Genomic DNA, 23,448 nt, shown 5'->3' on the forward strand with positions numbered 1-23,448 from the left:
CTCATGTCACTTGTTGCCAGTTTTCAACATCCGGTTGCCGATGCGCAGTACAGTTTTCGCCGTATCCTCAAAGCGTTAAGCGAGCCTGGCGTCAGCGTGCAACTCCCCGCCATGCCTGGTTTCGGTGCTTTAGGTTCCGCCAGCGCCTGCGTGCTGCTGACACTTATCGATAACGACACGCCGCTGTGGCTGAGCGCCTCGCTCAACGATGAAATCCTGCGTAAAAACCTGCGCTTTCATACCGGCGCAGTGCTCACCGATGACCCGTCCGCCGTCAGTTTTGCGCTGGCCGATCCGGCGCTCGACAGCGCCACCCTGCTGGCTTTCCCCTGCGGTGATGAAATGTCGCCGGAGCTGGCCACCAGCGTGATTGTTCAGCTGGACAGCCTGACCGGCGGCACCCCGCTGCGTCTGCGCGGGCCGGGTATTGAAAACAGCCGGACCCTTTCTCCGCTGTTGCCTGATTGCGTTCGCGACTATCTGCTCAACCGCCCTCACCGTTTCCCGCTGGGACTGGACTTTATGTTCACCTGCGGCGAAGAACTGATTGCCATACCGCGCACCACGCGCGTGGAGGTGTGCTGATGTACGTCGCCGTTAAAGGGGGTGAGAAGGCGATTGCCGCCGCTCACCAGTTGCTGGCGCACGAGCGCCGTGGCAACACCGGGGTAAATGAACTCGGTTGTGACCAGATCGAACAACAACTGGGCTTAGCCGTTGACCGTGTGATGAGCGAAGGCGGGATTTATGACCGTGAACTGGCCGCGCTGGCGATTAAGCAGTCCGGCGGGGATCTGGTTGAAGCCATTTTCCTGCTGCGCGCTTACCGCACCACCTTGCCGCGTCTGGCCACCAGCGAGCCGCTGAACACAAAATCGATGCGCCTCGAACGCCGGATTTCCGCCATTTATAAAGACTTGCCCGGCGGACAGGTGCTCGGCCCGACTTACGATTACACCCACCGCCTGCTGGATTTCGCGCTGCTGGCCGAAGGTGAAGCACCGTTCACACCCATAGCCGATGAACCCCAGCCGGAACAGTGCGGCCATGTGTTTGATTTGCTGACGAATCAGCAGCTGGCAGTTCGTGAAGAAGATGACGGCACGGAGCCGGAAGATATCACCCGTACGCCGCCGGTGTTTCCGGCCTCCCGAGCAGCGCGCCTGCAACAACTGGTGCGCGGTGACGAAGGTTTCCTGCTGTCGCTGAGTTATTCCACCCAGCGCGGTTACGGACGCAATCACCCGTTCGCCGGTGAAATCCGTACCGGCTGGCTCACCGTCGAAATCGTGCCGGAAGAGCTGGGTTTTGCGGTTGATATCGGCGAAATCCTGCTGACCGAATGCGAGATGGTGAACGGTTTTGTCGCGCCGGAAGACAAACCGCCGCACTTTACCCGTGGCTACGGGCTGGTGTTTGGTCGCGTCGAACGCAAAGCGATGTCGATGTCTCTGGTGGATCGCGCACTGCAAACCCGTGAATACAACGAGCAGATCAGCAGTCCGGCGCAGGATGAAGAATTCGTTTTGTCCCACGCCGATAACGTCGAAGCTGCCGGTTTTGTCTCGCATCTTAAATTGCCGCACTACGTCGATTTCCAGGCCGAACTGGAGTTGTTAAAACGCCTGCGCGCCGCGAAAGAACAGGACTCCGCCAATGAACAATAATGCAGCCCAAACGATCACCGGCTACAACCACGGTTATCTCGATGAACAGACCAAACGCATGATCCGACGCGGGATCCTCAAAGCCGTGGCGATCCCCGGTTATCAGGTGCCGTTCGCCGGTCGCGAGATGCCGATGCCTTACGGCTGGGGCACCGGCGGGATCCAGCTCACTGCCAGCGTGATCGGCGAAAAAGATGTGCTGAAGGTGATCGACCAGGGCGCGGATGACACCACCAATGCCGTGTCGATCCGCAAATTTTTCCAGAGCGTCGCGGGAGTGAAAACGACCGGGAAAACCGTGGAAGCCAGCCTGATCCAGACCCGTCACCGTATTCCGGAAACGCCGTTGCAGGAAGATCAGATCCTGATTTTCCAGGTGCCGATCCCTGAACCTCTGCGCTTTATCGAACCGCGTGAAACCGAAACCCGCAAAATGCACGCGCTGGAAGAATACGGCGTGATGCAGGTGAAACTGTATGAAGACATCGCCCGCTTCGGCCATATCGCCACCACTTACGCCTATCCGGTGAAAGTGAATGACCGCTACGTGATGGATCCGTCGCCGATCCCGAAATTTGATAACCCGAAAATGAACATGATGCCCGCATTGCAGCTGTTTGGTGCCGGACGTGAAAAACGCATTTACGCCCTGCCGCCGTTCACCAAAGTCGAAAGTCTGGATTTCGACGATCATCCGTTCACCGTTCAGCAATGGGATGAACCTTGTGCGATTTGCGGCTCGCACCACAGCTATCTCGATGAAGTGGTGCTCGACGATCAGGGCAACCGCATGTTCGTGTGCTCCGACACTGATTTTTGTGCTCAGCAGGTTGAGCAACAGGCTTCAAACGAGGGTAACCGCTGATGAACACTCCGTTAAATCTCGCCGCCGAACCGCTGCTGTCGGTGAATAACCTGACCCATCTTTATGCGCCGGGTAAAGGCTTTTGCGATGTGTCATTCAATCTGTATCCCGGTGAAGTGCTGGGTATTGTCGGCGAATCCGGTTCCGGCAAAACCACGCTGTTGCAGTCGATTTCCGCCCGTCTTGCGCCGCAGGAAGGACAGGTCATCTACAACAACGGCCAGACCACTGCGCAGTCATTGTACGACATGCCAGAAAGTGACCGCCGCCGTCTGCTGCGCACTGACTGGGGCGTGGTGCATCAGCATCCGATGGACGGCTTGCGCCGCCAGGTTTCTGCCGGTGGCAATATCGGCGAGCGTCTGATGGCGGTCGGTGAACGTCATTACGGCGATATCCGCAAGAAAGCCGGTCAGTGGCTGGAAGATGTCGAAATCCCCGTTTCACGTATTGATGACCTGCCGACCACGTTTTCCGGTGGGATGCAGCAACGTCTGCAAATCGCCCGCAATCTGGTGACGCATCCGCGTCTGGTGTTTATGGATGAACCGACCGGTGGCCTGGACGTGTCCGTTCAGGCGCGTCTGCTGGATCTGCTGCGCACACTGGTGGTGGAAATGCAACTGGCGGTGGTGATTGTCACCCATGACCTCGGCGTTGCCCGCCTGCTTGCACACCGTTTGCTGGTGATGAAGCAAGGTCAGGTGGTGGAAAGTGGTTTAACCGACCGCGTGCTCGACGATCCGCATCATCCATATACGCAGCTGCTGGTTTCTTCCGTGCTGTCCTGAATCTAATTCCAGAGAAAGAGTGACCAAAATGACGACGAAGCTCAGGGTCGAAAATCTCAGTAAAACTTTCGTTCTGCATAACCAGAATAGCGCCAGATTACCGGTGTTCAGCCACGCTTGCCTGACGGTCGATGCCGGGGAATGCGTGGTGCTGCACGGCCATTCCGGTAGCGGAAAATCCACCCTTTTGCGCTCGTTATACGGCAACTATTTGCCGGACAGCGGCAAAATTTGGGTCGAACATCAGGGTCAGCAGATTGATATGGTCAGCGCCGAAGCGCGCGAGATCCTGGCCGTTCGCCGCCATACGGTCGGCTGGGTCAGCCAGTTTCTGCGGGTGATCCCACGTATCAGCGCACTGAATCTGGTGATGCAGCCGCTGCTGGAACTGGGTGTGGATAAAGCGCAAAGCGAAGCCCGCGCCAGCGCATTGCTGCGCCATCTGAATGTGCCGGAACGCCTGTGGCATCTTGCGCCCTCAACGTTTTCCGGCGGCGAACAGCAGCGCGTGAATATCGCCCGCGGCTTTGTGGTGGATTATCCGGTGCTGTTGCTCGATGAACCGACCGCCTCGCTGGATGCGACCAACCGCGCCGCCGTGGTCACGCTGATTGAACAGGCCAAAGCGCGCGGAGCAGCAGTAGTCGGGATTTTCCACGATGAAGATGTGCGCCAACGTGTTGCCGATCGTTTGTATGAAATGAGCCCGGAAACGGCGCCGGAGATGTCCGTATGATCATCAATAACGTCAGACTGGTACTCGACGATCAGGTTGTTGAAGGATCGCTTGAGATGAAAAATGGCGTGATCAGCGCCTTCGCAGACAGCAGCAGTCAGTTGCCGCAAGCGCTGGATGCGCAGGGAGGCTGGTTGCTGCCGGGTTTAATCGAACTGCACACCGACAATCTGGATAAATTTTTTACGCCGCGACCGAAAGTGGACTGGCCGGCCCATTCTGCCATGAGCAGCCACGATGCGCTGATGGTTGCCAGCGGCATTACCACGGTACTGGACGCCGTCGCTGTCGGCGATGTGCGCGACGGCGGGCATCGTCTGGATAATCTGCAAAAGATGATCGACGCCATCATCAACAGCCAGAATGCCGGACTGAACCGCGCCGAACACCGGCTGCATCTGCGTTGCGAACTGCCGCATGAAACCACATTGCCGTTGTTCGAGAAGCTGATGGATACGTCAATACTGTCACTGGTTTCGCTGATGGACCATTCGCCCGGCCAGCGCCAGTTCGCCACACCGCAGAAGTATCGTGAGTATTATCAGGGCAAGTACAACCTTAACGACGAGCAGATGGACGACTATCAGGAAGAGCAAATAGCCCTCTCGCGCCGCTGGGCGCAGCCAAACCGTGAAGCGATTGCCGCACACTGCCGCGAGCGCAATATTTCGCTGGCCAGCCATGACGATGCGACTGCCGCGCATGTTGAAGAATCACTGGCACTCGGCAGCGTGATCGCCGAATTCCCGACCACTGAAGAAGCCGCGCGTGCATCGCACGCCAACGGTTTGCAGGTGCTGATGGGCGCACCGAATATCGTGCGCGGCGGGTCGCATTCCGGCAACGTCGCGGCGCACCATCTGGCCTCGCTCGGCCTGCTGGATATTCTCTCTTCCGATTACTATCCCGCCAGCCTGCTCGATGCGGTCTTCCGCATTGCAACTGACGACAATAACGCTTTCAGCCTGCCGCAGGCGGTGAAGCTGGTGACACGTAATCCGGCCAATGCGCTCGGATTGCAGGATCGTGGTGAAATCGCAGAAGGCAAGCGCGCTGATCTGGTGCTGGCACGGGCACATGGCGATCATCACTACGTGCAAAACGTCTGGCGTCAGGGCATTCAGGTGTTCTGAGGGGAGAAGAGTTCTGCTCCTCCCCCTTCGCAGGAGAGGCAGCAGGCCGAATTCTTACTCAGCAAGGGAGAAAAAATGAGTCGTTTACTCTATCTGATGGGCGCTTCGGGTTCGGGAAAGGACAGTCTGCTCGACGCCCTGCGCCAGCATTTACCGGCCAGCGTCACCGTGGCACATCGTTATATTACGCGCCCCGCAGACGCCGGTTCGGAAAACCATATTGCGCTGAGCGAAGCCGAATTTCTTCAGCGTCGCCAGCAGGGGTTGTTCGCGCTGGAATGGCACGCGCATCAGTGCCGGTATGGCGTGGGCATTGAGATAGACCACTGGATGCAACTGGGCTGTCATGTGGTCATGAACGGCTCGCGCGCGCATCTGGAAAAAGCCCGTCAGCGTTATGGTCAGCGCCTGCTGCCGGTGTGTTTACAGGTCTCAGACGATGTACTGGCCTCGCGCCTTTCGCAGCGCGGGCGCGAAGACGCGGCGCAAATTGCCTGTCGTCTTCAGCGCGCCAGAGAATATGCCAGCGCGCTGCCCGCCGGCTGCCATCTGCTAAACAACGATGGCGCATTGCAGGAAACTTTACAGCATCTTCTGGCTGTCCTTTCATTACCGGTCAGCGTGCCCGTTTATCCCGTAACTTCGCGATGAAGGATCCTATGACAGACATTATTTCTCCCTTTTCACTGGCTGATGAACAAAATTACGCCCAGCCTAAAATCGGTCAGCAGGTCGAGCTGAACGGATCGCAGCTCGGACAGTATGTGCATATTGCAGATAACGCGATCATCGAAGAAACGCAGATCGGTGATTACTCCTACACCGCCGGAAACAATCAGATCTTCTACGCGACGATCGGCAAATTTGTGTCAATCGCCACCTATGTGCGGATCAATCCCGGCAATCATCCGACTTATCAGCGTGTGGCGCAGCACCATTTTACTTACCGCAGTTCGGCGTACGGACTCGGTGAAGACGATCAGGATTTCTTTGACTGGCGGCGTGAGCATCACGTCACGGTCGGTAACGATGTGTGGATTGGCCATAACGCGGTGCTGATGCCTGGTGTGACCGTCGGCAATGGTGCAGTAATCGGCACGTCGGCGGTGGTGACCAAAGACGTCGGGCCATACTCCATCGTCGCGGGTGTGGCAGCGAAAAAGATTGGCATGCGTTTTGACGACAATATGATCGCCAGGATCGAGAAAAGTCAGTGGTGGAATTGGGATCATGAAACGCTGAAAGAAAGGATGCCAGACTTCAGAGATCTGGCGGTGTTTGCGGAAAAATATCTGTAAAGATCGACAGGGATCAGGCTTAAGGTCGGGCAGGCAGAAAATTTGCGTTTTTTGCCTGATACCTTATCACAAGGATCCGCTTCAGCGGATCACACCAATTAAAGTTCTTCAATGCTGGCGGCAATCTGATCGGATTCCAGCACGGTGATCCCGCCCAGACCGGCGTTAAATGCCTGTTCCTGCAAGGCTTTTGCCACGACATCAGACTCAACGGCTTTCCATTTTCCTGGCAACATTTTGAATAACGGCGCACTCAGTTGTTCGAGCAGGCGCGGCGGATGACGTTGGCCAACCAGCAGAGACGGCCTGACCAGCGTGAGCAACGGCCAGCCCTGCTGCATCAGCGTCAGTTCCATTTCCCCTTTGGTACGGTTATAGAGGAAACGCGAATGCGCATCCGCACCGTGGGCGCTGACGGCCAGACAATGACGTGCGCCCAGCTCCCGTGCTGCTTTGGCGCAATCGACCACCAGATCGTAATCGACTGCCCGAAATGCCTGTGCACTGCCCGCTTGTTTACGCGTGGTCCCCAGGCAGCAGAACAGCAAATCAATTGGTTCATCGAGTGCGACAACCAGCGAGGTCAGATTCGCGCCCAGCGGATTAATCAGTTTATTGCCCGGTGGTAGCGGACGGCGGCTCGGCGCGACAATACGGCTGACACGTGGATCCAGTTGCAGCAGGCGTAAAAGCTCCCGCCCGATCAGCCCGCTTCCACCCAGCAGAAGAGCTTTTGCCATATCACTTCCTTTTAAATAACGGCATACAAACACAGAGAATTGAAGTGTTACCTGAATGTGAATATCACGCTATAAGACAGTTCCTGTTACTGCTGACAGTCAGACTCACTGCCGATCCCACAGCAGTTTCTTACCAAATCCCAGCGCGTTATCCGTCATTTTGATATGACTGAGTTTCAGCGCCCAGACCGGCGCTTTCATCGCGATGGCGACGGGGAAATGTTTGCAATACAGACTGCGTGCACGGCTTTCCTCCTCACCCTCAAGAACGGTCGCTTTGCCGCGATACTGAATGCCTTTAATCAGCGCGATGGTTTTCGGATGTGGCGCAATCGTCCCCACAATGTGGGGCGATCGGGACATCAGCGAACCATGAAGGGTTTTAAGTTCCGTCATGAAATACAGCGTCATGCTGTCCCCGTCGGTGACATAAAAACAATTAGCGCTCCACATTTCACCGTCAGCAGAGGCACACAGCGCCAGCACATGGTTCTTTTTCAGAAATTTCAGGATATGTTTCAGGTCATCAGGGTTATTCATCGCCGATCCTTATTTTCATTTCTCGCAGTTTAACGCGGTATGCCGATGTTTTGCCTCACTCTGTTGTGCCTTTCGGGTAAACTTACACAACCTTTTCTTTCCCATACCCGAGCTTATGCCCACCGCCGCCAACTGGTTTTTATATATGCTGAGAACCCCCACCGGGATGTTGTATACCGGCATCACGACAGACGTCCAGCGGCGTCTCGGCCAGCATCAGTCGGGTAAAGGGGCGAAATCGTTGCGTGGAAAAGGGGAATTACAGCTGGCATTCCAGTGCCCTGCGGGTGACCGTTCGCTGGCATCAAAGCTGGAAATAAAAGTCAAAAAACTGAGTAAGGCGCAGAAAGAGCTGCTGGTGAGAAACGCGCCGGAATGCCTGGAAAATTATCTGGGATTAGCGGAAAGCGGGAAATAAAAAAGGCCGGAAAACCGGCCTTTACTGCCTCTGAGTAAAATCAGAAACGGTTAAATGCTGAAGGGAAAACCACTTCCCCGCTGGCGTCAGACAGCGCATCGTCTGATAAGGTGAACAACTGGAACGCAGCTTCGGTACCAATCCAGCGGCAATGCAGCCCGTGAACGGCGGCAGGTTTAAAACCGAAACGGTTGTAATAGGCAGGATCACCCAATACCACGACGGCGGCGTAACCAAATTCATTCAGGGAATCTAACCCTTCGTATACCAGTTTTTCTCCCAGCCCCTGCCCCCGCAGAGATTGCTCTACCACCAGCGGTGCCAGCGCGACCCAGTTGCGATCTTCGCCCTGGATATCCACCGGACAGAACGCCACATAACCGACCACGCCACCTTCATCGTCGGTCGCGACCACGCCAAGCGTCAGGAGACCATCTTCGCGCAATTCCTGCACCAGATCAGCTTCAGCGCCGGTCGGGAATGAGGCGCGCAGCAGACGGTCTATGCCCGCAGCATCGACCGGAATTTCAGTACGGATTAGCATGGCTCAGCTACCGGAGTTTTTGACCCGCGGTCCTCCTGCAGTCCCGCTTCGACGAAATCGGCCAGACGCAGCAGACCGTTTTTCAGCAACAGCGGCATGGTATCGAGATCGATAGAATCCATCAGATTTTTCACATACAGACCGAGCTCGGTGTCACCTTCAATGCGCAGACGTCGCTGGAAGAAAAGCGTATCCGGGTCTTCTTTGCGCGCGGCGATCAGGATCAGGTCGTTGGCGCTTCCCCTAAAGCTGACATCCGCCTCGCCGTGTTCAGCGATCACCAGCTTGCCTTCGTCCACCGACATCAGCCAGCTCAGATTCAGATCGCTGACATCAATTTTCAGCCATCGACCTTCGAGGAAATCCAGTTCGCCATCAGCCAGCGCCTGACGAAGCTGCCAGCTCAGCACCTGTTGCACAACCTGACGCTGCAACGCAAACGGCGTAAATTTCAAAGGCACACTCAACAGGGATGGGCCCTGGCGGACCAAACGTGCACGTAGTTTTTGCAACACTGGCACTACTCCTTTCGGTAACTTTTCGGCAAGTTTTAAGGCAGTTATACGGCCTATTTTGACACATTGCCGGGAACGTTCAGCGGTCTACATCAATAAATACTGCAACAGAAAAACGCCACGTACAACCTCCCCGACGGCGGTAAGCCCTTCAACGCCGCAGAAACTGCCTCAAATCAAAATATTGCATCCCTGCCTTCTCTAAAATAGTTCACCAATCAAAGCCCTGACTGATGAATGAATGACGTCGGCAACTGGCTTTTCATCACCCCCAACTTTTCAGCTTTGGCTGACCGGTTGCAGTAAGGAACGAGAATGGAGCTACTTTGCCCGGCAGGAAATTTACCTGCGCTGAAAGCGGCAATCGACAATGGCGCTGATGCGGTTTATATCGGCCTGAAAGATGACACCAATGCGCGCCATTTCGCCGGCCTGAATTTTACGGAAAAAAAGCTGCAGGAAGCCGCCAGTTATGTTCACCGCCACCGCCGTAAACTGCATATCGCCATCAATACGTTTGCACATCCTGACGGCTATCAGCGCTGGGAACGCGCGGTGGATATGGCGGCACAACTCGGCGCTGATGCGCTGATTCTGGCAGATCTGGCGATGCTGGATTACGCGGCGAATAAATATCCCCACGTTGAGCGCCATGTGTCGGTGCAGGCTTCGGCCACCAATGACGAAGCCATTCGTTTTTATAAACGCAACTTTGATGTCGCCCGAGTGGTATTGCCGCGTGTGCTTTCCATGCATCAGGTGCGTCAGCTTTCCCGTACTACCGTTGTGCCGCTGGAAGTGTTCGCGTTCGGCAGTTTGTGCATTATGGCCGAAGGCCGCTGCTATCTTTCGTCTTATCTGACCGGTGAATCGCCAAATACCGTCGGTGCCTGTTCTCCGGCGCGGTTCGTGCGCTGGCAACAGACCGCACAGGGCATGGAATCACGGCTGAATGATGTCCTGATCGACCGTTATGAAGAAGGTGAAAACGCCGGTTATCCGACGCTGTGCAAAGGTCGTTATCTGGTGGATGGCGCGAAATACCATGCGCTGGAAGAACCAACCAGCCTGAATACGCTGGAATTATTACCGGAACTGTTCGCCGCGAATATTGCCTCGGTGAAAATTGAAGGACGCCAGCGCAGCCCGGCGTACGTCAGCCAGGTCGCGCGCGTATGGCGTGCGGCCATCGACCGCTGTATGGCCGATCCGCAAAACTTCAAAACCGATGAAGCCTGGATGAACACGCTGGGTTCCATGTCTGAGGGCACACAAACGACGCTCGGTGCCTATCACCGCAAGTGGCAGTAACTGAAGAGACGATGATGAAATATTCTTTAGGCACCATCCTTTATTACTGGCCGAAAGCACAGGTTGAAGATTTTTATCAGGCCGCGGCGGCCAGCAGCGCGGATGTGATTTACCTCGGCGAAAATGTATGTACCAAACGCCGTGAAATGAAAGTGAACGACTGGCTGGAGATCGCCCGTCAGCTGGCAGCAACCGGCAAACAGGTGGTGATTTCCACGCTGGCGTTGTTACAGGCACCGTCCGAGCTTAACGAACTGAAACGTTATGTGGAGAATGGCGAGTTTTTGCTGGAAGCCAATGATTTCGGCGCGGTGAATATGGCGGCTGAGCGTAACCTGCCGTTTGTCGTCGGCCATGCGCTGAACTGCTATAACGCGGTCACGCTGAAAATCCTGCAAAAACAGGGCATGGTGCGCTGGTGTATGCCGGTCGAGCTTTCCCGCGACTGGCTGGTGAACCTGCTGAACCAGTGTCAGGATCTGGGCATCCGCGATAAGTTTGAAGTGGAAGTGTTGTCCTACGGACATCTGCCGCTGGCGTATTCGGCGCGCTGTTTTACCGCACGCTCAGAAAACCGGGCGAAGGATGAGTGTGAAACCTGCTGCATCAATTATCCGCAGGGCCGCAAAATGCTGTCTCAGGAAAATCAGCAGGTGTTCGTGCTCAACGGCATTCAGACGCAGAGCGGGTATTGCTATAACCTCGGCAATGAACTGACGTCGATGCAGGGACTGGTGGATATTGTGCGTCTGTCGCCGGAAACCATCGGCACGCTCGCCACACTCGAAGCGTTTCGTACTAACGAACGTGGTCTGCATCCGCTGACGCTCACCGATAAAGCCGACTGTAACGGCTACTGGCAGCGCGTCGCCGGGCTGGAACTGCGTCAGTAACCGCATGCAGACAAAATTAAAAAGGGATATGACGTTACGGTCATATCCCTTTTTTTATGCGCGGGGATGCTTCGGCCGGAACATCGCGCGCAGCCGGACACCATCGCGCAGCATGCCCACGGCAATGCCGATGAATGTGTAAAACACGCAGAGGATCAGCAGCATCATAATGTCACCGCCGACATCCTTAAACGGCAATCCCATCTGATTCACACCGGCAATCGCTTTAGTCGCCCACGTTGAAGGGAGCATCGAAGAAATGGCCCGAACCCACGCTGGCATCGCCTGCAACGGCCAGATGGTACCGGAAATATAGAACACCGGCGTGGTCAGGAAGGCCAGCGTCAGGTAAATCAGCTCCACGCTGCGCAGGCATTCCGTCACCAGTTTTCCTAAGCCCAGAACCGCCAGCAGGAACGGGAAGGTCAGCAGCAAAATTTCAGGAATGGTGGCCGTTTGCCGGTAACCCAATACCCACGGCCACAGCACAAACAATACGATCGACAGAAACAGCCAGACCGGGATCAGCGCCGAAATCCCCCCCAGAAAAGCCGGGATCGAAGGTTTCCCGGCAGGCCCGCTATTGAGCACAATACTGACACGCACGCTGGCGATCAGCAGCGAGTGCTGCAATAACATCACCAGCAAGCCGGGGAAAATAATCGCGGCAAAACTGATGCCAGGGTTAAACACATCAAGCGACTGGCCGAGGATCGGGGAAAGCACCACGCTGGCCTGACGCTCACTGAAACCGTTACTGAGCAGCAAATCCGTATTGTACTGCGTGAGGATCGACTGATACGCCGCGAGCACATCCTGCTGGATTTGCCCGTTTGCCAGCCGGTTAGTCGCATCGCCATACACCGGGATCACGATGTTTTGTCCGGCGAGGATCTTCTTCTCCAGATCGACCGGCATGATGATCACCGCGAACAGTTTTCGCAGCGCCAGATCGTGTTCCGCTTCCGCCAGATTGTCATAAGCGACAGTGGCAATTTTCGATCCCGCATCAAGCTGACGGGCCAGCATGCGACTGGCGGTGCTGTGATCCTGGTCGATCACCGCGACGGGCAAATCCCACACCGTACGGTTGGCATACACCAGACTCATCACGCACAGTGAAAGCAGCAACATCATCCACATCGGTTTATCGAGCAAACCGGTGAGCACTTTACCGAAGGTTTTCCACCAGGTTTTAACCCATTCGCGACCGGTCATTGTCCTGGCTCCTGTTGTTTCATCCGCATATACAGGCGTTTACGTACCAGCAAACTGGTCAGCAGCGGATAGATCAGCAGGATGCAGCACACCATCAGGATGCCGCGCACCGACACTTCGCGCAGGAAAACGTCAAACATGGCGGCCAGTGCGTAACTCAGGGGTTCGATGCCGGAGATAATACGGGCGGGCAGTGGCATCGACAGTACCGGTACCGCCATTCCCGAGAATGTCAGCGCGATACTGACGAAAATCCCCATCATGGTGTAAGCCGTGATCGTGGTTTTGGTGAAGGTGAAAAGCAGCAATCCAAGACTTTGTGCGGCGATCACATAGAAAAAACCGATCAGCAGCATGTATAAGGGATTACCGCTGACACGTGCGTCAAAGAATCCGACCAGCATAGCGATTTCCACCATCAGCAAAGTGGTGAAACACAACGTATACGGTGCGAGTTTACCGAGCAATGCCAGAGTGAAAGAAGGCGCGCTGAGTAAGGCCTGACTGCGCGCCATCACGTAGATCATGCAGGTTACTGTAAACAATTGCAGCAGGTGAATGGTCGCGGCAAATTGCTGGTAATAGATGTAGCTGCCGCTGGCGTTAAATAAGCTGCCATAAGAGACATCGACGCTTGCCAGCGACGGCAGCGTTTTGCCCATTTCTGTCGCAATAATTGAACGGTAACGGGTGTTAAGTTCGGTGATCAGTCCGCTGAAATCCTGAGTGGAGTACAGTCCGGCACCATAGAATAAAGCGTTGTAATAGAGCACCGCGCTGGGCTGTTTTCCAGCCAGCACGCCGGCTTCAAAGTCGTTGGGAATATACAAAAGCGCGTAATCCTGCGCGGTACGCAGACGGTATTCCGCTTCCGGTAAGCCCCCCCCGAAAGCCTGCACGTGCGCATGGGAACCGGCGTCCAGTTTGCGGACCAGCGTTTTGGACAGCGGGCTGTGATCGTTGTCGACCACAGAAACCGGTAAATCCAGCAAAGTGCCTTCCGAAAAGTTGCTGCTGATGAGCCCGAAAAGCAGCAAAGGGAAAATCCAGCACAACCAGTGAATCACCGGCTTGCGGAAAGCGTGCCGGGTCTCGCGGGTAAAAGCCCGACTGAAACAGCGCCATGCGGCTTTTACCCTTTCACTGCGCGGCGCTTTAACCGGTCTCACTTAGCTTTCCATTGCCACAACGCGCTCATGCCCTGTCGTAATCCGGGCACCGGTTTCGCAGGGTACAGACGCACTTCAAAGGTTTTTAAATCAAAGTCGCCGGTCGCACGCGTGGCACGTTTGGTCGCATAATCGCCGAGCGGTGCAATGTAGCGCACTTCAGCTTCGATCATCTGGTTATTCAGCGCCGGAACGCGCATCTGGACTTTATCGCCTTTACGCACGCCCGCCAGAATATCTTCCCGCAGGTTAAACACGAAATACGCATCAGGCAGACGAACTAACGTCAGTAACGGACTCGAGGCATTTTGCAGCTCGCCGACTTCCACGGGAACTGGCCCGACTTCACCATCAACCGGTGCTTTAACCTGCAAATCATCGGTTTGCGCTTTCACTTCCAGCAGATCTTCTTCCGCCTGACGCAACTGGGCGGCATAGCTTTCGCGTTGCTCAACGCGGTCGCCGTTGACGCCTTCATCCAGATTAGCTTTGGCGACTAATACCTGCTGATAAGCACTGTCGCGGGCACGGCGGGAATCTTCTAAATCAGAAGCAGAAATAAAGCCCTTGGTCGCCACTTGGGCATTACGGTTATAAAGATCACGTGCATTAATGTATTCCGCCTGCGACTGCGCCAGCGTGGCTTTCAGGTTACGGATGCTTTCTTCACGGGTGCCGTTAACGGAAAGATCAAGCTGGGCTTTTGCCTGATCGCGCGCCGCTTCGGCCGCGCGCAACTGCGCCATCAGCTCGGGGCTGTCGAGGGTGATCAATAGCTGCCCGGCTTTGACATCGTCGCCGCGTTCCACATGGCGCTCTATGACGCGGCCCTTAGCTTTCGACGCCACAATCACTTCCGGCGCGTCAACTTCGCCCTGTAACAAGAGATCCTGATTGTGCGCCCGAAACAGCACCGCCAGAGAAACCGCAACGGCGACCAGCAGGAGGGTCAATAAAATTCGTTTACTCATCGGTGCGACACCCTTTTTGTTTGCCCGTTTTTAACACAAAACAACATATTGGCTGAAATGATAGTTTAAGTTATTTCAATCTGATTTTAGGATGTTTAAACGGCATTTAAGAGCACAAATGCCGTATTCAATACGTCAGCATTGGGTAATACTCGTTCTAATTATGAGCGGAGTGAATACTTTCTCCCCTCACCTCCATTAAGAGTGAGCTGCGATTATGTCTGATAAAAACACCGTTCCCCTTTCCGTTCTCGATCTGGCACCGGTTCCGCAAGGCGCGGATCCTGCCCGCGCATTCCAGTGTTCACTGGATCTGGCACAGCATGCCGAGAAATGGGGCTACCAGCGTTACTGGATGGCAGAGCACCACAATATGACCGGCATCGCCAGTGCGGCAACCTCTGTGCTGCTGGGGTATATCGCGGGTGGGACGAAAACGATTCGTGTGGGTTCCGGCGGCGTGATGCTACCAAACCACTCACCGCTGGTGATTGCAGAACAGTTCGGTACGCTCGCCACGCTCTATCCGAACCGTGTGGATCTGGGGCTGGGCCGTGCGCCGGGTACCGATCAGCGCACCATGATTGCCCTGCGCCGCCATCTTTCCGGTGAAATCGATAACTTCCCGCAGGATGTGCAGGAATTGCAGATGTACTTCGGTGATGTTCAGCCTCAGCAGCCGGTTCAGGCCGTGCCCGGCCAGGGTTTGCATGTGCCGATCTGGTTACTCGGCTCCAGCCTGTACAGCGCTCAACTGGCGGCGGCCCTCGGCCTGCCATTTGCCTTCGCCTCACATTTCGCACCAGACATGCTGTATCAGGCGTTAGCGATTTACCGCAGCAAGTTCCAGCCTTCCGCGCAGCTTGAGAAACCGCACGCAATGGTCTGTATCAATGCCATTGCTGCCGATACGGATGAAGAAGCGCGCCGGATGTTCACCTCTAATCAGCAGCAGTTCATCAATTTGCGTCGCGGCATGCCGGGCAAACTGCCTGCGCCGGTTGATAACATCGAAAACTTATGGTCCGCTCAGGAACGTTTTGGCGTGGATAATGCGCTGCGTATGTCGGTGGTCGGCAATAAAGAAACGGTGCGTCAGGGTCTGCAAAATATTCTGCGTGAAACCGAAGCCGATGAACTGATGATCAACGGCCAGATTTTTGATCATCAGGCACGCCTGCATTCATTCGAGATTGTTTCACAGCTTCAAGGTGAACTGGTTAAAGCGCAGCGTATTGGCTAACCGGCCCCGTAAATTGCAGACGAAAAAAAACCAGCCTGATGAAGGCTGGTTTTTTATTATCTTAAGATCAGCGAACTGAAATCAGATTATGCGTCAGAAGTACGACGTGGTGCGCGGCTTGGCGGACGACGGTCACCTGCGGCTGAAGCGCCTTCACGACGGTCACCACTGAAAGTACGTGGAGCACCAGTACCACGGGCACCTTCACGACGTTCACCGTTGAACGGACGCGGAGCACCGTTACCACGACGCTCACCGCCAGCACCGGCCGGACGATCACGACGTGGAGCCTGTGGCACCGCATCACCGATCAACTGCATGTTCATCGGTTTATTCAGGATACGTGTACGGGTGAAGTGAGACAGGATCTCGCCCGGCATACCTTTCGGCAATTCGATAGTAGAGTGCGTACCGAACAGCTTGATGTTACCGATGTAACGGCTGCTGATGTCGCCTTCGTTAGCGATAGCGCCAACGATGTGACGAACTTCAACGCCATCGTCACGACCCACTTCGATGCGATACAGTTCCATTTCGCCAGCGTCACGACGCTCACGACGTGGGCTGTCGCCATCACGTGCAGGACGATCATTGCTACGTACCGGACGGTCACGACGATCGCCACGATCACCGCGGTCACCACGTTCTTCGAATTCACGACGTGGTGGACGGCTTTTGAAGACCGGATCCGCTGCAACGATCAAAGGACGTTCGCCCTGTGCCATTTTCAACAGTGCCGCCGCCAGTGTTTCAACGTCCAGCTCTTCTGCAGGTTGCAGTTTCGCCAGCAGCGCACGGTATTGATCCAGATCGCTGCTTTCCAGTTGTTGCTGAACTTTCGCTGCAAACTTAGCCAGACGACGTTCGCCCAGAACTTCTGCAGTTGGGATTTCAACTTCTGGAATGGTCAGCTTCATGGTGCGTTCAATGTTACGCAGCAAACGACGTTCACGGTTCTCAACGAACAGCAGTGCGCGACCCGCACGGCCAGCACGACCGGTACGACCGATACGGTGAACGTAAGATTCTGAGTCCATCGGGATGTCGTAGTTAACAACCAGGCTGATACGTTCTACATCGAGACCACGTGCTGCCACGTCGGTTGCGATCAAAATGTCCAGACGGCCATCTTTCAGACGTTCCAGAGTCTGCTCGCGCAGTGCCTGATTCATGTCACCGTTCAGTGCAGCACTGCTGTAGCCACTGCGTTCCAGCGCTTCAGCCACTTCCAGCGTTGCGTTTTTGGTACGAACGAAGATGATCGCCGCATCAAAATCTTCTGCTTCCAGGAAACGCACCAGCGCTTCGTTTTTGCGCAGACCGTAGACAGACCAGTAGCTCTGGCTGATGTCAGGACGCGTGGTTACGCTTGACTGGATACGCACTTCCTGAGGATCTTTCATGAAGCGACGGGTAATGCGACGGATAGCTTCTGGCATAGTTGCAGAGAACAACGCGGTCTGATGTTCAGCCGGGATCTGCGCCATGATAGTTTCGACGTCTTCGATGAAGCCCATACGCAGCATTTCATCAGCTTCGTCCAGCACCAGGCCACTCAGGTTAGAGAGGTTCAGGGTGCCGCGTTTCAGGTGGTCCAGCAGGCGGCCCGGTGTACCCACAACAACTTGTGGTCCCTGACGCAGTGCGCGCAACTGGACGTCATAGCGCTGGCCGCCATAAAGGGCAACCACATTCACGCCATGCATGTGTTTAGAGAAATCAGTCATTGCTTCAGCAACCTGAACCGCCAGTTCGCGGGTAGGTGCCAGAACAAGAATTTGTGGTGCTTTCAGTGAAGCATCAATATTGTGCAGCAGCGGTAAAGAGAATGCGGCTGTTTTACCGGAACCTGTCTGAGCCATACCCAGAACGTCGCGGCCACTTAACAGGTGAGGAATACACTCAGCCTGGATTGGTGAAGGTTTTTCGTAGCCCAAATCAGTAAGGGCAGAAATGATCGGAGCAGACAGCCCCAGGTCAGCAAAAGAGGTTTCAAGCTCAGTAGTCATGTACACGTGCCTCATTAATAATGGCAGCCAGTCTACATAACTCGTCGAGAAAATTTTCAGTCATTTTCATTGAAAAGTGTGAACCGGCTCAAATTAGATTATAAAACGAACAAAGCAACCCTCGCCCGTTAAGGCGCTTAAAAATGGTAAATACCATGATTAAAAGGCTGATTGGTGTCGTCAGCTATTGCTGGTCCGATTCTGATAGGTCGTCTTGCTCATGGCCCAAAAGCGCCAATTCCAACAATGCATAGCGGTGCTCAACAAAGTTATGGACGTTGTTAGCTACCGTCAGTTTGAACAGTGCCGCGGCGCTGTTCTTGTCCCCCAGACTTAGGTAATGTTTACCTAAATAGAAGTCAGTTTCACTGAGATGCTCAGCGAGCGAAGTGTTATCCGTTGCTTCTGCCTTGAGGCGTTCCATCAGCGTAGATTCGCTGATTTTGCCCAGGTAGAATTCGACGATATTCCATCCCCATTGCCCTCTGTCCGCTTTGTCATAACGCTGTTGAAGCGCTACGTCGGCATTCTTTGGATTGATTTCTCGCTCCGCAAGATAAAGCCATAACGAACGGAAGGGATCATTTGGATCGTCTCGATAAAACGCCTGCAGATCATCCTGCGCTAACGAGAATCGGCCACCGTAATACAGGGCGATACCTCGGTTCAAACGCGCGTAGTTGTAAGTTGGATCAAGCTCTAGTACAGAATCAAACGCTTCATAGGCAGCATCGAAATTGCCTGCCTGCGTTAGGTAAATCCCCAGGTAGTTAAAAACTTCTGGCATATCAGGACGAATAGACAGCGCTTGTGAAAAATCATTTCGCGCCAGTGCTCTTAGCCCGAGACTATCATACAGCACACCGCGCTCATATAATAGCTGTGCTCTCTCATCATCGGTTAATGACCGACTGGCAAGTATTTGTTCCATGCGTGCCAGGATGACTTCCTGCTGCAACGTCGGCTGCAACGGAATCGCCAGAACTTCATTTTTACGCCAATCATGGTTGCTGCATCCTGCCAACATAAGTGCTGTCGCAACATAACACCAGCGCAAGAAAGGCTTCATTTCTACTCCCGGAGACAAACATTGGATGAACATCCTGTCATCCGCTTGCTTAACACAAACGCGTCCTGCGTCCGTGAGACGAACAGCTCCTTCCCAAATGGAAAGGAGCTGTAAAACTTCTGTTACAGATTATTCTGCTGCAGGTTGCTCAGTTGTTTCGTCCTGAGAAGGTGCGGTAGCTTCTTTGATGCTCAGACGCACACGACCCTGACGGTCAACTTCGAGAACTTTAACCGGAACTTCCTGGCCCATCTGCAGGTAATCAGTCACTTTCTCTACACGCTTGTCAGCGATTTGAGAAATATGCACCAGACCTTCTTTACCGCCGCCGATGGCAACAAATGCGCCAAAGTCTACGATACGGGTCACTTTACCCTGATAGATACGGCCAACTTCGATTTCAGCAGTGATCTCTTCGATACGACGAATAGCGTATTTCGCTTTCTCGCCATCGGTGGCTGCGATTTTCACAGTACCGTCATCTTCGATTTCGATCGTGGTGCCGGTTTCTTCGGTCAGCGCACGAATCACAGAACCACCTTTACCGATCACGTCCTTGATTTTGTCCGGGCTGATCTTGATGGTGTGGATACGCGGAGCAAACTGAGAGATATCGCCACGTGGAATGCTGATAGCTTGTTCCATCACGCCCAGAATGTGCAGACGTGCACCCTTAGCCTGATTCAGAGCCACCTGCATGATTTCGCGGGTGATACCTTCGATTTTAATGTCCATTTGCAGCGCGGTGATACCGTCGCGGCTACCGGCCACTTTAAAGTCCATGTCGCCCAGATGATCTTCGTCACCCAGAATGTCGGACAGAACGATAAAGCTTTCGCCTTCTTTAACCAGACCCATTGCGATACCCGCAACAGCGGCTTTAATCGGAACACCTGCGTCCATCAGGGCCAGAGATGCGCCACAAACAGAAGCCATTGAAGATGAACCGTTGGATTCAGTGATTTCAGAAACCACACGTACGGTGTACGGGAAGTCTTCTGGTTTTGGCATCATCGCCAGCACGCCACGTTTAGCAAGACGGCCATGGCCAATCTCACGACGTTTTGGCGAACCCACCATCCCAGTTTCACCTACTGAGTACGGAGGGAAGTTGTAATGGAACAGGAAGCTGTCAGTTTTTTCGCCCATCAGCTCATCCAGGTTCTGTGCATCACGCGCAGTACCCAGAGTGGCAGTGACCAGCGCCTGAGTTTCGCCACGGGTGAACAAAGCAGAACCGTGAGTACGTGGCAGAACGCCAGTGCGCACGTCCAGACCACGGATCATGTCTTTTTCGCGACCATCAATACGCGGCTCGCCACGCAACACACGGCTACGAACCACATTCTTCTCGATGCTGCCCAGAATGTCAGAGATTTCACCAGCGTCCAGGGATTCGTCTTCAGCTTGCAGAGCCTGAACAACGTCAGCTTTGATCACATTAATCTGGTTGTAACGTTCTTGTTTCTCGGTGATCAGGTACGCATCACCCAGACGGGATTCAGACAAGGCAGCGACGCGAGCGTGCAGCTCTGCGTTAACCGCTTCTGGCTGCCAGTCCCATTTCGGCTTACCAACTTCAGCAACCAGTGAGTTGATGTTGTCGATAACGATTTGTTGTTGTTCGTGGCCGAATACCACTGCGCCCAGCATCTGATCTTCGCTCAACACTTCAGCTTCAGACTCAACCATCAGAACCGCGCCCTGAGTACCGGCAACAACCAGGTCCAGACGGCTTGTTTTCAGCTCATCTGCGGTTGGGTTCAGAACATACTGATCGTTGATGTAACCCACGCGTGCAGCACCGATCGGGCCATTGAATGGAATACCAGACAGGCTCAGGGCAGCAGACGCACCGATCATCGCAACAATGTCAGGGTTAACTTGTGGGTTCAGAGAAACGACCGTCGCGATAACCTGAACTTCATTCAGGAAAGAGTCCGGGAACAGCGGGCGAATCGGGCGGTCAATCAGACGTGAAGTCAGTGTTTCGCCTTCACTTGGACGGCCTTCGCGACGGAAGAAGCTACCCGGGATACGACCAGCAGCGTAAGTACGCTCCTGATAGTTAACAGTCAGCGGGAAGAAGCTCTGACCTGGTTTAGCTTTTTTCTGGCCAACAACGGTAACGAATACCGCGGTGTCGTCCATGCTAACCATAACAGCGGCAGTTGCCTGACGAGCCATCATGCCAGTTTCCAGCGTAACGGTGTGCTGGCCGTATTGGAATTTACGAATAGTCGGATTAAGCAATGTAATATCCTTTTTTGTGGCGCGCAGCTGTTATGACAGCAGTTCACGCCGATAAATATCCGAGCTTCTCACTACATTCTCGCGACTAATGACAATCCTTATATGCCTGACAAAGTGGCAATAAAGTCTCTCATTAGCCGCGCGAAAACATCTGTAACGGAAGTTCATGTTCTTAGAATAACAGTAGAAACCGCAGCCATACAGTACCCTGATTTGGCTGAGCTTCCTAGAATAAAGGGGCCTATTGGCCCCTTTACACTGAAACTCGCTTGATTAGCGACGCAGACCCAGACGTTCGATCAGGCCGGTGTAACGCGCTACATCTTTACGCTTCAGGTAGTCCAGCAGTTTACGACGCTGAGAAACCATACGCAGCAGACCACGACGGCTGTGGTGATCTTTTTTGTGTTCTGCAAAGTGACCTTGCAGATGGTTAATTTGAGCAGTCAGCAGAGCAACCTGAACTTCGGTAGAACCACTGTCGTTAGTGCCGCGACCGAAGTCGGAAACGATCTGAGCCTTAGCTTCAACGCTTAGAGACATAATCTTACTCCAAAATATTATAGATAATTAAACGGGTGCCGATCTCTAATTCAGCAACCCAATGCATAAGCTGCGCTATTCTACCCTTTGCTATATATGATCGCAAGGTGGGCAGAAAGCGCTTAGTCGGTGTATTCAACGACCAGACGACGTGGCGCAATGCGGCCATCATCATCAATTTCTCCTACACCGATAAACTTACGTTCTTCGCCTTCAGTGATGCGAACCATACCGCTGACGGGCGCACCAGATGCCTGAACAGGTTGACCCTGTTTGACATATCCGGCCACCACAGGCAACAGATTCACTTCCGGGAAATCTTCACATGCGCTATCCATCGGCAACAACAAAGGATCCAGCAGCAAGCGCGGCTCAATGCCCTGCTCTTCTGCCTGAGCGATCAGCTCATGGAGTTTTTCCATAGTGACCATTCGCTCTGAAGGATAAGTTGCCACCTGCAAACGACGCAGATAAGTCACGTGCGCACCACAGCCCAGTTTCTCACCAAGATCATCGACAATCGTGCGGATGTAAGTGCCTTTTGAGCAATGAATCTCCAGCTCAACATCAAAGCCTTCCCAGCGTATAAACTGCAATTCATACACGGTAATGCTGCGTGATTCTCGCGGGACTTCGATGCCCTGACGTGCATATTCGTACAGTTTTTTCCCTTCATATTTCAATGCTGAATACATGGAAGGAATTTGCTGAGTTTCTCCGCGGAAACTGTCGAGTGCGTCGTCCAGTCGCTGCTGAGTGAAAGTCATTTCACGTTCGGAAATGATGGCACCTTCGGCGTCTGACGTATCCGTACGTTGTCCCATGCGGGCAATCACGCGATAGCGTTTGTCAGAATCAAGCAGGAACCGGGAAAACTTGGTCGCTTCACCCAGGCACAGCGGCAGCATACCGGTGGCTAAGGGATCGAGCGCACCGGTATGGCCTGCGCGGTTAGCGTTATAAAGGCGTTTAACCTTTTGCAGGGCATCGTTAGAAGACAAGCCTAAAGATTTGTCCAGTAGCAGAACGCCGTGTATGTCACGGCCGCGGCGACGTGGGCGACTCATTATGCTTCCTCGTCATCGCCTGCAGCTGAACGGCGTTCAGCATCGTTCTTCACGACGTTGGTCACCAGATTGGACATACGCATACCTTCAACCAAAGAGTTGTCGTAAGCGAAAGTCAGTTCTGGTACGACACGTAAACGCATCGCTTTACCGATCAGGGTACGGATGAAACCTGACGCGTCCTGCAAAGCTTTGATGCCATTCTTGACACGATCAGGATCGTGATTGTCAGTCGTCAGCACGTCCAGGAAGGTGACGAACACTTTGGCATACGCCAGGTCGCGTGATACTTCTACGCCTGAAACTGTCGCCATGCCTACGCGTGGGTCTTTGACTTCACGCTGTAAGATGATGGCGATTTCTTTTTGCATCTCCTGGGAGACACGTTGAGTACGGCTAAATTCTTTTGCCATGATGCTTTTCTCCTCACTTGCTCCAGACAAATAAGGGGGCGC

26 protein-coding genes are annotated in these 23,448 nt (G+C 54.1%); 12 read left to right on the top strand and 14 right to left on the bottom strand.

Annotated elements, in window-relative coordinates:
* Positions 1-3: 3 nt before the first annotated feature.
* The 8 genes from phnH (at position 4) to LC431_RS10995 (ending at position 6,490) form a co-directional block, all read left to right on the top strand.
* Positions 4-585 (top strand): phosphonate C-P lyase system protein PhnH, encoded by a 582-nt coding sequence (gene phnH / locus LC431_RS10960; protein WP_013573845.1) that lies wholly within the window; start codon positions 4-6, stop codon positions 583-585.
* On the top strand, positions 585-1,667 hold the full coding sequence (locus tag LC431_RS10965; RefSeq protein ID WP_223509813.1) for a carbon-phosphorus lyase complex subunit PhnI: 1,083 nt from the start codon (positions 585-587) through the stop codon (positions 1,665-1,667). Before phnH ends, LC431_RS10965 begins: the two co-directional genes overlap by 1 nt.
* The gene (locus LC431_RS10970; protein WP_013573843.1) at positions 1,657-2,532 is read left to right on the top strand and encodes an alpha-D-ribose 1-methylphosphonate 5-phosphate C-P-lyase PhnJ; all 876 of its coding nucleotides are present in this window, start codon (positions 1,657-1,659) and stop codon (positions 2,530-2,532) included. The genes LC431_RS10965 and LC431_RS10970 overlap by 11 nt, the downstream gene beginning before the upstream one ends.
* Complete coding sequence (gene phnK / locus LC431_RS10975) at positions 2,532-3,323, top strand: phosphonate C-P lyase system protein PhnK (protein WP_013573842.1); 792 nt, start codon at positions 2,532-2,534, stop codon at positions 3,321-3,323. The genes LC431_RS10970 and phnK overlap by 1 nt, the downstream gene beginning before the upstream one ends.
* 28 nt (positions 3,324-3,351) lie before the next feature.
* Positions 3,352-4,059, top strand: coding sequence for a phosphonate C-P lyase system protein PhnL (phnL, locus tag LC431_RS10980; RefSeq protein WP_112197547.1), 708 nt, complete (start codon positions 3,352-3,354; stop codon positions 4,057-4,059).
* Positions 4,056-5,192 (top strand): alpha-D-ribose 1-methylphosphonate 5-triphosphate diphosphatase, encoded by a 1,137-nt coding sequence (gene phnM, locus LC431_RS10985; RefSeq protein ID WP_013573840.1) that lies wholly within the window; start codon positions 4,056-4,058, stop codon positions 5,190-5,192. The genes phnL and phnM overlap by 4 nt, the downstream gene beginning before the upstream one ends.
* A 75-nt stretch (positions 5,193-5,267) precedes the next feature.
* On the top strand, positions 5,268-5,843 hold the full coding sequence (gene phnN, locus LC431_RS10990; RefSeq protein WP_014411574.1) for a ribose 1,5-bisphosphokinase: 576 nt from the start codon (positions 5,268-5,270) through the stop codon (positions 5,841-5,843).
* 8 nt (positions 5,844-5,851) lie between these two features.
* Complete coding sequence (locus tag LC431_RS10995) at positions 5,852-6,490, top strand: acetyltransferase (protein WP_014411573.1); 639 nt, start codon at positions 5,852-5,854, stop codon at positions 6,488-6,490.
* A gap of 98 nt (positions 6,491-6,588) precedes the next feature.
* Here the strand turns inward: LC431_RS10995 and LC431_RS11000 are convergent, their stop codons facing one another.
* Both LC431_RS11000 and LC431_RS11005 read right to left on the bottom strand, forming a co-directional pair.
* Positions 6,589-7,230, bottom strand: coding sequence for a hypothetical protein (locus tag LC431_RS11000; RefSeq protein ID WP_013573837.1), 642 nt, complete (start codon positions 7,228-7,230; stop codon positions 6,589-6,591).
* Positions 7,231-7,335: 105 nt separating this feature from the next.
* Positions 7,336-7,770, bottom strand: a complete 435-nt coding sequence (locus LC431_RS11005; protein WP_013573836.1) for a YhbP family protein — start codon at positions 7,768-7,770, stop codon at positions 7,336-7,338.
* A gap of 115 nt (positions 7,771-7,885) precedes the next feature.
* Between LC431_RS11005 and LC431_RS11010 the strand changes: the two genes are divergently transcribed.
* Positions 7,886-8,188: a GIY-YIG nuclease family protein gene (locus LC431_RS11010; RefSeq protein WP_013573835.1), complete on the top strand. Its 303-nt coding sequence runs from the start codon at positions 7,886-7,888 to the stop codon at positions 8,186-8,188.
* A gap of 40 nt (positions 8,189-8,228) precedes the next feature.
* On the opposite strand, the gene LC431_RS11015 is transcribed toward LC431_RS11010, so the two are convergent.
* Together LC431_RS11015 and LC431_RS11020 are read right to left on the bottom strand one after the other, a co-directional pair.
* The gene (locus LC431_RS11015; RefSeq protein WP_013573834.1) at positions 8,229-8,732 is read right to left on the bottom strand and encodes a GNAT family N-acetyltransferase; all 504 of its coding nucleotides are present in this window, start codon (positions 8,730-8,732) and stop codon (positions 8,229-8,231) included.
* Positions 8,726-9,247, bottom strand: a complete 522-nt coding sequence (locus LC431_RS11020) for an SCP2 domain-containing protein (RefSeq protein ID WP_217244184.1) — start codon at positions 9,245-9,247, stop codon at positions 8,726-8,728. Before LC431_RS11020 ends, LC431_RS11015 begins: the two co-directional genes overlap by 7 nt.
* A gap of 315 nt (positions 9,248-9,562) precedes the next feature.
* Here LC431_RS11020 and LC431_RS11025 point away from each other — a divergent pair, with 315 nt between their 5' ends.
* Positions 9,563-10,558 carry a peptidase U32 family protein gene (locus tag LC431_RS11025; protein WP_013573832.1) on the top strand — a complete coding sequence of 332 codons (996 nt, stop codon included), beginning with the start codon at positions 9,563-9,565 and terminating at the stop codon, positions 10,556-10,558.
* A gap of 14 nt (positions 10,559-10,572) precedes the next feature.
* Entirely contained in the window at positions 10,573-11,451 is an 879-nt protein-coding gene (locus LC431_RS11030) for a U32 family peptidase (protein WP_013573831.1), read from the top strand.
* Positions 11,452-11,505: 54 nt separating this feature from the next.
* Here LC431_RS11030 and LC431_RS11035 read toward each other — a convergent pair whose 3' ends face one another.
* The 3 genes from LC431_RS11035 to LC431_RS11045 are packed head-to-tail and all read right to left on the bottom strand — an operon-like array spanning position 11,506 to position 14,809.
* Positions 11,506-12,669: an ABC transporter permease gene (locus LC431_RS11035; RefSeq protein ID WP_013573830.1), complete on the bottom strand. Its 1,164-nt coding sequence runs from the start codon at positions 12,667-12,669 to the stop codon at positions 11,506-11,508.
* On the bottom strand, positions 12,666-13,838 hold the full coding sequence (locus LC431_RS11040; protein WP_013573829.1) for an ABC transporter permease: 1,173 nt from the start codon (positions 13,836-13,838) through the stop codon (positions 12,666-12,668). The genes LC431_RS11035 and LC431_RS11040 overlap by 4 nt, the downstream gene beginning before the upstream one ends.
* Entirely contained in the window at positions 13,835-14,809 is a 975-nt protein-coding gene (locus LC431_RS11045; protein ID WP_112152047.1) for an HlyD family secretion protein, read from the bottom strand. The genes LC431_RS11040 and LC431_RS11045 overlap by 4 nt, the downstream gene beginning before the upstream one ends.
* A gap of 217 nt (positions 14,810-15,026) precedes the next feature.
* Here LC431_RS11045 and LC431_RS11050 point away from each other — a divergent pair, with 217 nt between their 5' ends.
* Positions 15,027-16,052, top strand: coding sequence for a luciferase-like monooxygenase (locus LC431_RS11050; protein ID WP_223509814.1), 1,026 nt, complete (start codon positions 15,027-15,029; stop codon positions 16,050-16,052).
* An 86-nt stretch (positions 16,053-16,138) separates the two neighbouring features.
* On the opposite strand, the gene LC431_RS11055 is transcribed toward LC431_RS11050, so the two are convergent.
* From LC431_RS11055 to rbfA, 7 genes are all read right to left on the bottom strand, one after another.
* Positions 16,139-18,061 carry a DEAD/DEAH family ATP-dependent RNA helicase gene (locus LC431_RS11055; protein WP_013573826.1) on the bottom strand — a complete coding sequence of 641 codons (1,923 nt, stop codon included), beginning with the start codon at positions 18,059-18,061 and terminating at the stop codon, positions 16,139-16,141.
* A complete protein-coding gene (yrbN, locus tag LC431_RS26400) occupies positions 18,051-18,131 on the bottom strand; it encodes a protein YrbN (protein WP_096335046.1) in 81 nt (26 codons plus the stop codon). The genes LC431_RS11055 and yrbN overlap by 11 nt, the downstream gene beginning before the upstream one ends.
* A 114-nt stretch (positions 18,132-18,245) precedes the next feature.
* Positions 18,246-19,130, bottom strand: coding sequence for a lipoprotein NlpI (nlpI, locus tag LC431_RS11065; RefSeq protein ID WP_014333708.1), 885 nt, complete (start codon positions 19,128-19,130; stop codon positions 18,246-18,248).
* 129 nt (positions 19,131-19,259) lie between these two features.
* Complete coding sequence (gene pnp / locus LC431_RS11070) at positions 19,260-21,383, bottom strand: polyribonucleotide nucleotidyltransferase (RefSeq protein WP_013573824.1); 2,124 nt, start codon at positions 21,381-21,383, stop codon at positions 19,260-19,262.
* A gap of 273 nt (positions 21,384-21,656) precedes the next feature.
* The gene (rpsO, locus tag LC431_RS11075; protein WP_013573823.1) at positions 21,657-21,926 is read right to left on the bottom strand and encodes a 30S ribosomal protein S15; all 270 of its coding nucleotides are present in this window, start codon (positions 21,924-21,926) and stop codon (positions 21,657-21,659) included.
* Between the two features lie 122 nt (positions 21,927-22,048).
* Positions 22,049-22,993 (bottom strand): tRNA pseudouridine(55) synthase TruB, encoded by a 945-nt coding sequence (gene truB / locus LC431_RS11080; RefSeq protein ID WP_223509816.1) that lies wholly within the window; start codon positions 22,991-22,993, stop codon positions 22,049-22,051.
* Positions 22,993-23,406 (bottom strand): 30S ribosome-binding factor RbfA, encoded by a 414-nt coding sequence (gene rbfA, locus LC431_RS11085; RefSeq protein ID WP_014333704.1) that lies wholly within the window; start codon positions 23,404-23,406, stop codon positions 22,993-22,995. Before rbfA ends, truB begins: the two co-directional genes overlap by 1 nt.
* Positions 23,407-23,448: the final 42 nt, after the last annotated feature.

Origin of the sequence: Rahnella sp. GSA61A, from assembly GCF_019969905.1 — a bacterium.
GTDB classification, from domain to species: domain Bacteria; phylum Pseudomonadota; class Gammaproteobacteria; order Enterobacterales; family Enterobacteriaceae; genus Rahnella; species Rahnella aceris.

Coding starts and splice junctions, on each gene's coding strand:
- phnH (WP_013573845.1), top strand. CDS start 4: ATGTCACTTGTTGCCAGTTTTCAACATCCGGTTGCCGATGCGCAGTAC.
- LC431_RS10965 (WP_223509813.1), top strand. CDS start 585: ATGTACGTCGCCGTTAAAGGGGGTGAGAAGGCGATTGCCGCCGCTCAC.
- LC431_RS10970 (WP_013573843.1), top strand. CDS start 1,657: ATGAACAATAATGCAGCCCAAACGATCACCGGCTACAACCACGGTTAT.
- phnK (WP_013573842.1), top strand. CDS start 2,532: ATGAACACTCCGTTAAATCTCGCCGCCGAACCGCTGCTGTCGGTGAAT.
- phnL (WP_112197547.1), top strand. CDS start 3,352: ATGACGACGAAGCTCAGGGTCGAAAATCTCAGTAAAACTTTCGTTCTG.
- phnM (WP_013573840.1), top strand. CDS start 4,056: ATGATCATCAATAACGTCAGACTGGTACTCGACGATCAGGTTGTTGAA.
- phnN (WP_014411574.1), top strand. CDS start 5,268: ATGAGTCGTTTACTCTATCTGATGGGCGCTTCGGGTTCGGGAAAGGAC.
- LC431_RS10995 (WP_014411573.1), top strand. CDS start 5,852: ATGACAGACATTATTTCTCCCTTTTCACTGGCTGATGAACAAAATTAC.
- LC431_RS11000 (WP_013573837.1), bottom strand. CDS start 7,230: ATGGCAAAAGCTCTTCTGCTGGGTGGAAGCGGGCTGATCGGGCGGGAG.
- LC431_RS11005 (WP_013573836.1), bottom strand. CDS start 7,770: ATGAATAACCCTGATGACCTGAAACATATCCTGAAATTTCTGAAAAAG.
- LC431_RS11010 (WP_013573835.1), top strand. CDS start 7,886: ATGCCCACCGCCGCCAACTGGTTTTTATATATGCTGAGAACCCCCACC.
- LC431_RS11015 (WP_013573834.1), bottom strand. CDS start 8,732: ATGCTAATCCGTACTGAAATTCCGGTCGATGCTGCGGGCATAGACCGT.
- LC431_RS11025 (WP_013573832.1), top strand. CDS start 9,563: ATGGAGCTACTTTGCCCGGCAGGAAATTTACCTGCGCTGAAAGCGGCA.
- LC431_RS11030 (WP_013573831.1), top strand. CDS start 10,573: ATGAAATATTCTTTAGGCACCATCCTTTATTACTGGCCGAAAGCACAG.
- LC431_RS11035 (WP_013573830.1), bottom strand. CDS start 12,669: ATGACCGGTCGCGAATGGGTTAAAACCTGGTGGAAAACCTTCGGTAAA.
- LC431_RS11045 (WP_112152047.1), bottom strand. CDS start 14,809: ATGAGTAAACGAATTTTATTGACCCTCCTGCTGGTCGCCGTTGCGGTT.
- LC431_RS11050 (WP_223509814.1), top strand. CDS start 15,027: ATGTCTGATAAAAACACCGTTCCCCTTTCCGTTCTCGATCTGGCACCG.
- LC431_RS11055 (WP_013573826.1), bottom strand. CDS start 18,061: ATGACTACTGAGCTTGAAACCTCTTTTGCTGACCTGGGGCTGTCTGCT.
- yrbN (WP_096335046.1), bottom strand. CDS start 18,131: ATGAAAATGACTGAAAATTTTCTCGACGAGTTATGTAGACTGGCTGCC.
- nlpI (WP_014333708.1), bottom strand. CDS start 19,130: ATGAAGCCTTTCTTGCGCTGGTGTTATGTTGCGACAGCACTTATGTTG.
- rpsO (WP_013573823.1), bottom strand. CDS start 21,926: ATGTCTCTAAGCGTTGAAGCTAAGGCTCAGATCGTTTCCGACTTCGGT.
- truB (WP_223509816.1), bottom strand. CDS start 22,993: ATGAGTCGCCCACGTCGCCGCGGCCGTGACATACACGGCGTTCTGCTA.
- rbfA (WP_014333704.1), bottom strand. CDS start 23,406: ATGGCAAAAGAATTTAGCCGTACTCAACGTGTCTCCCAGGAGATGCAA.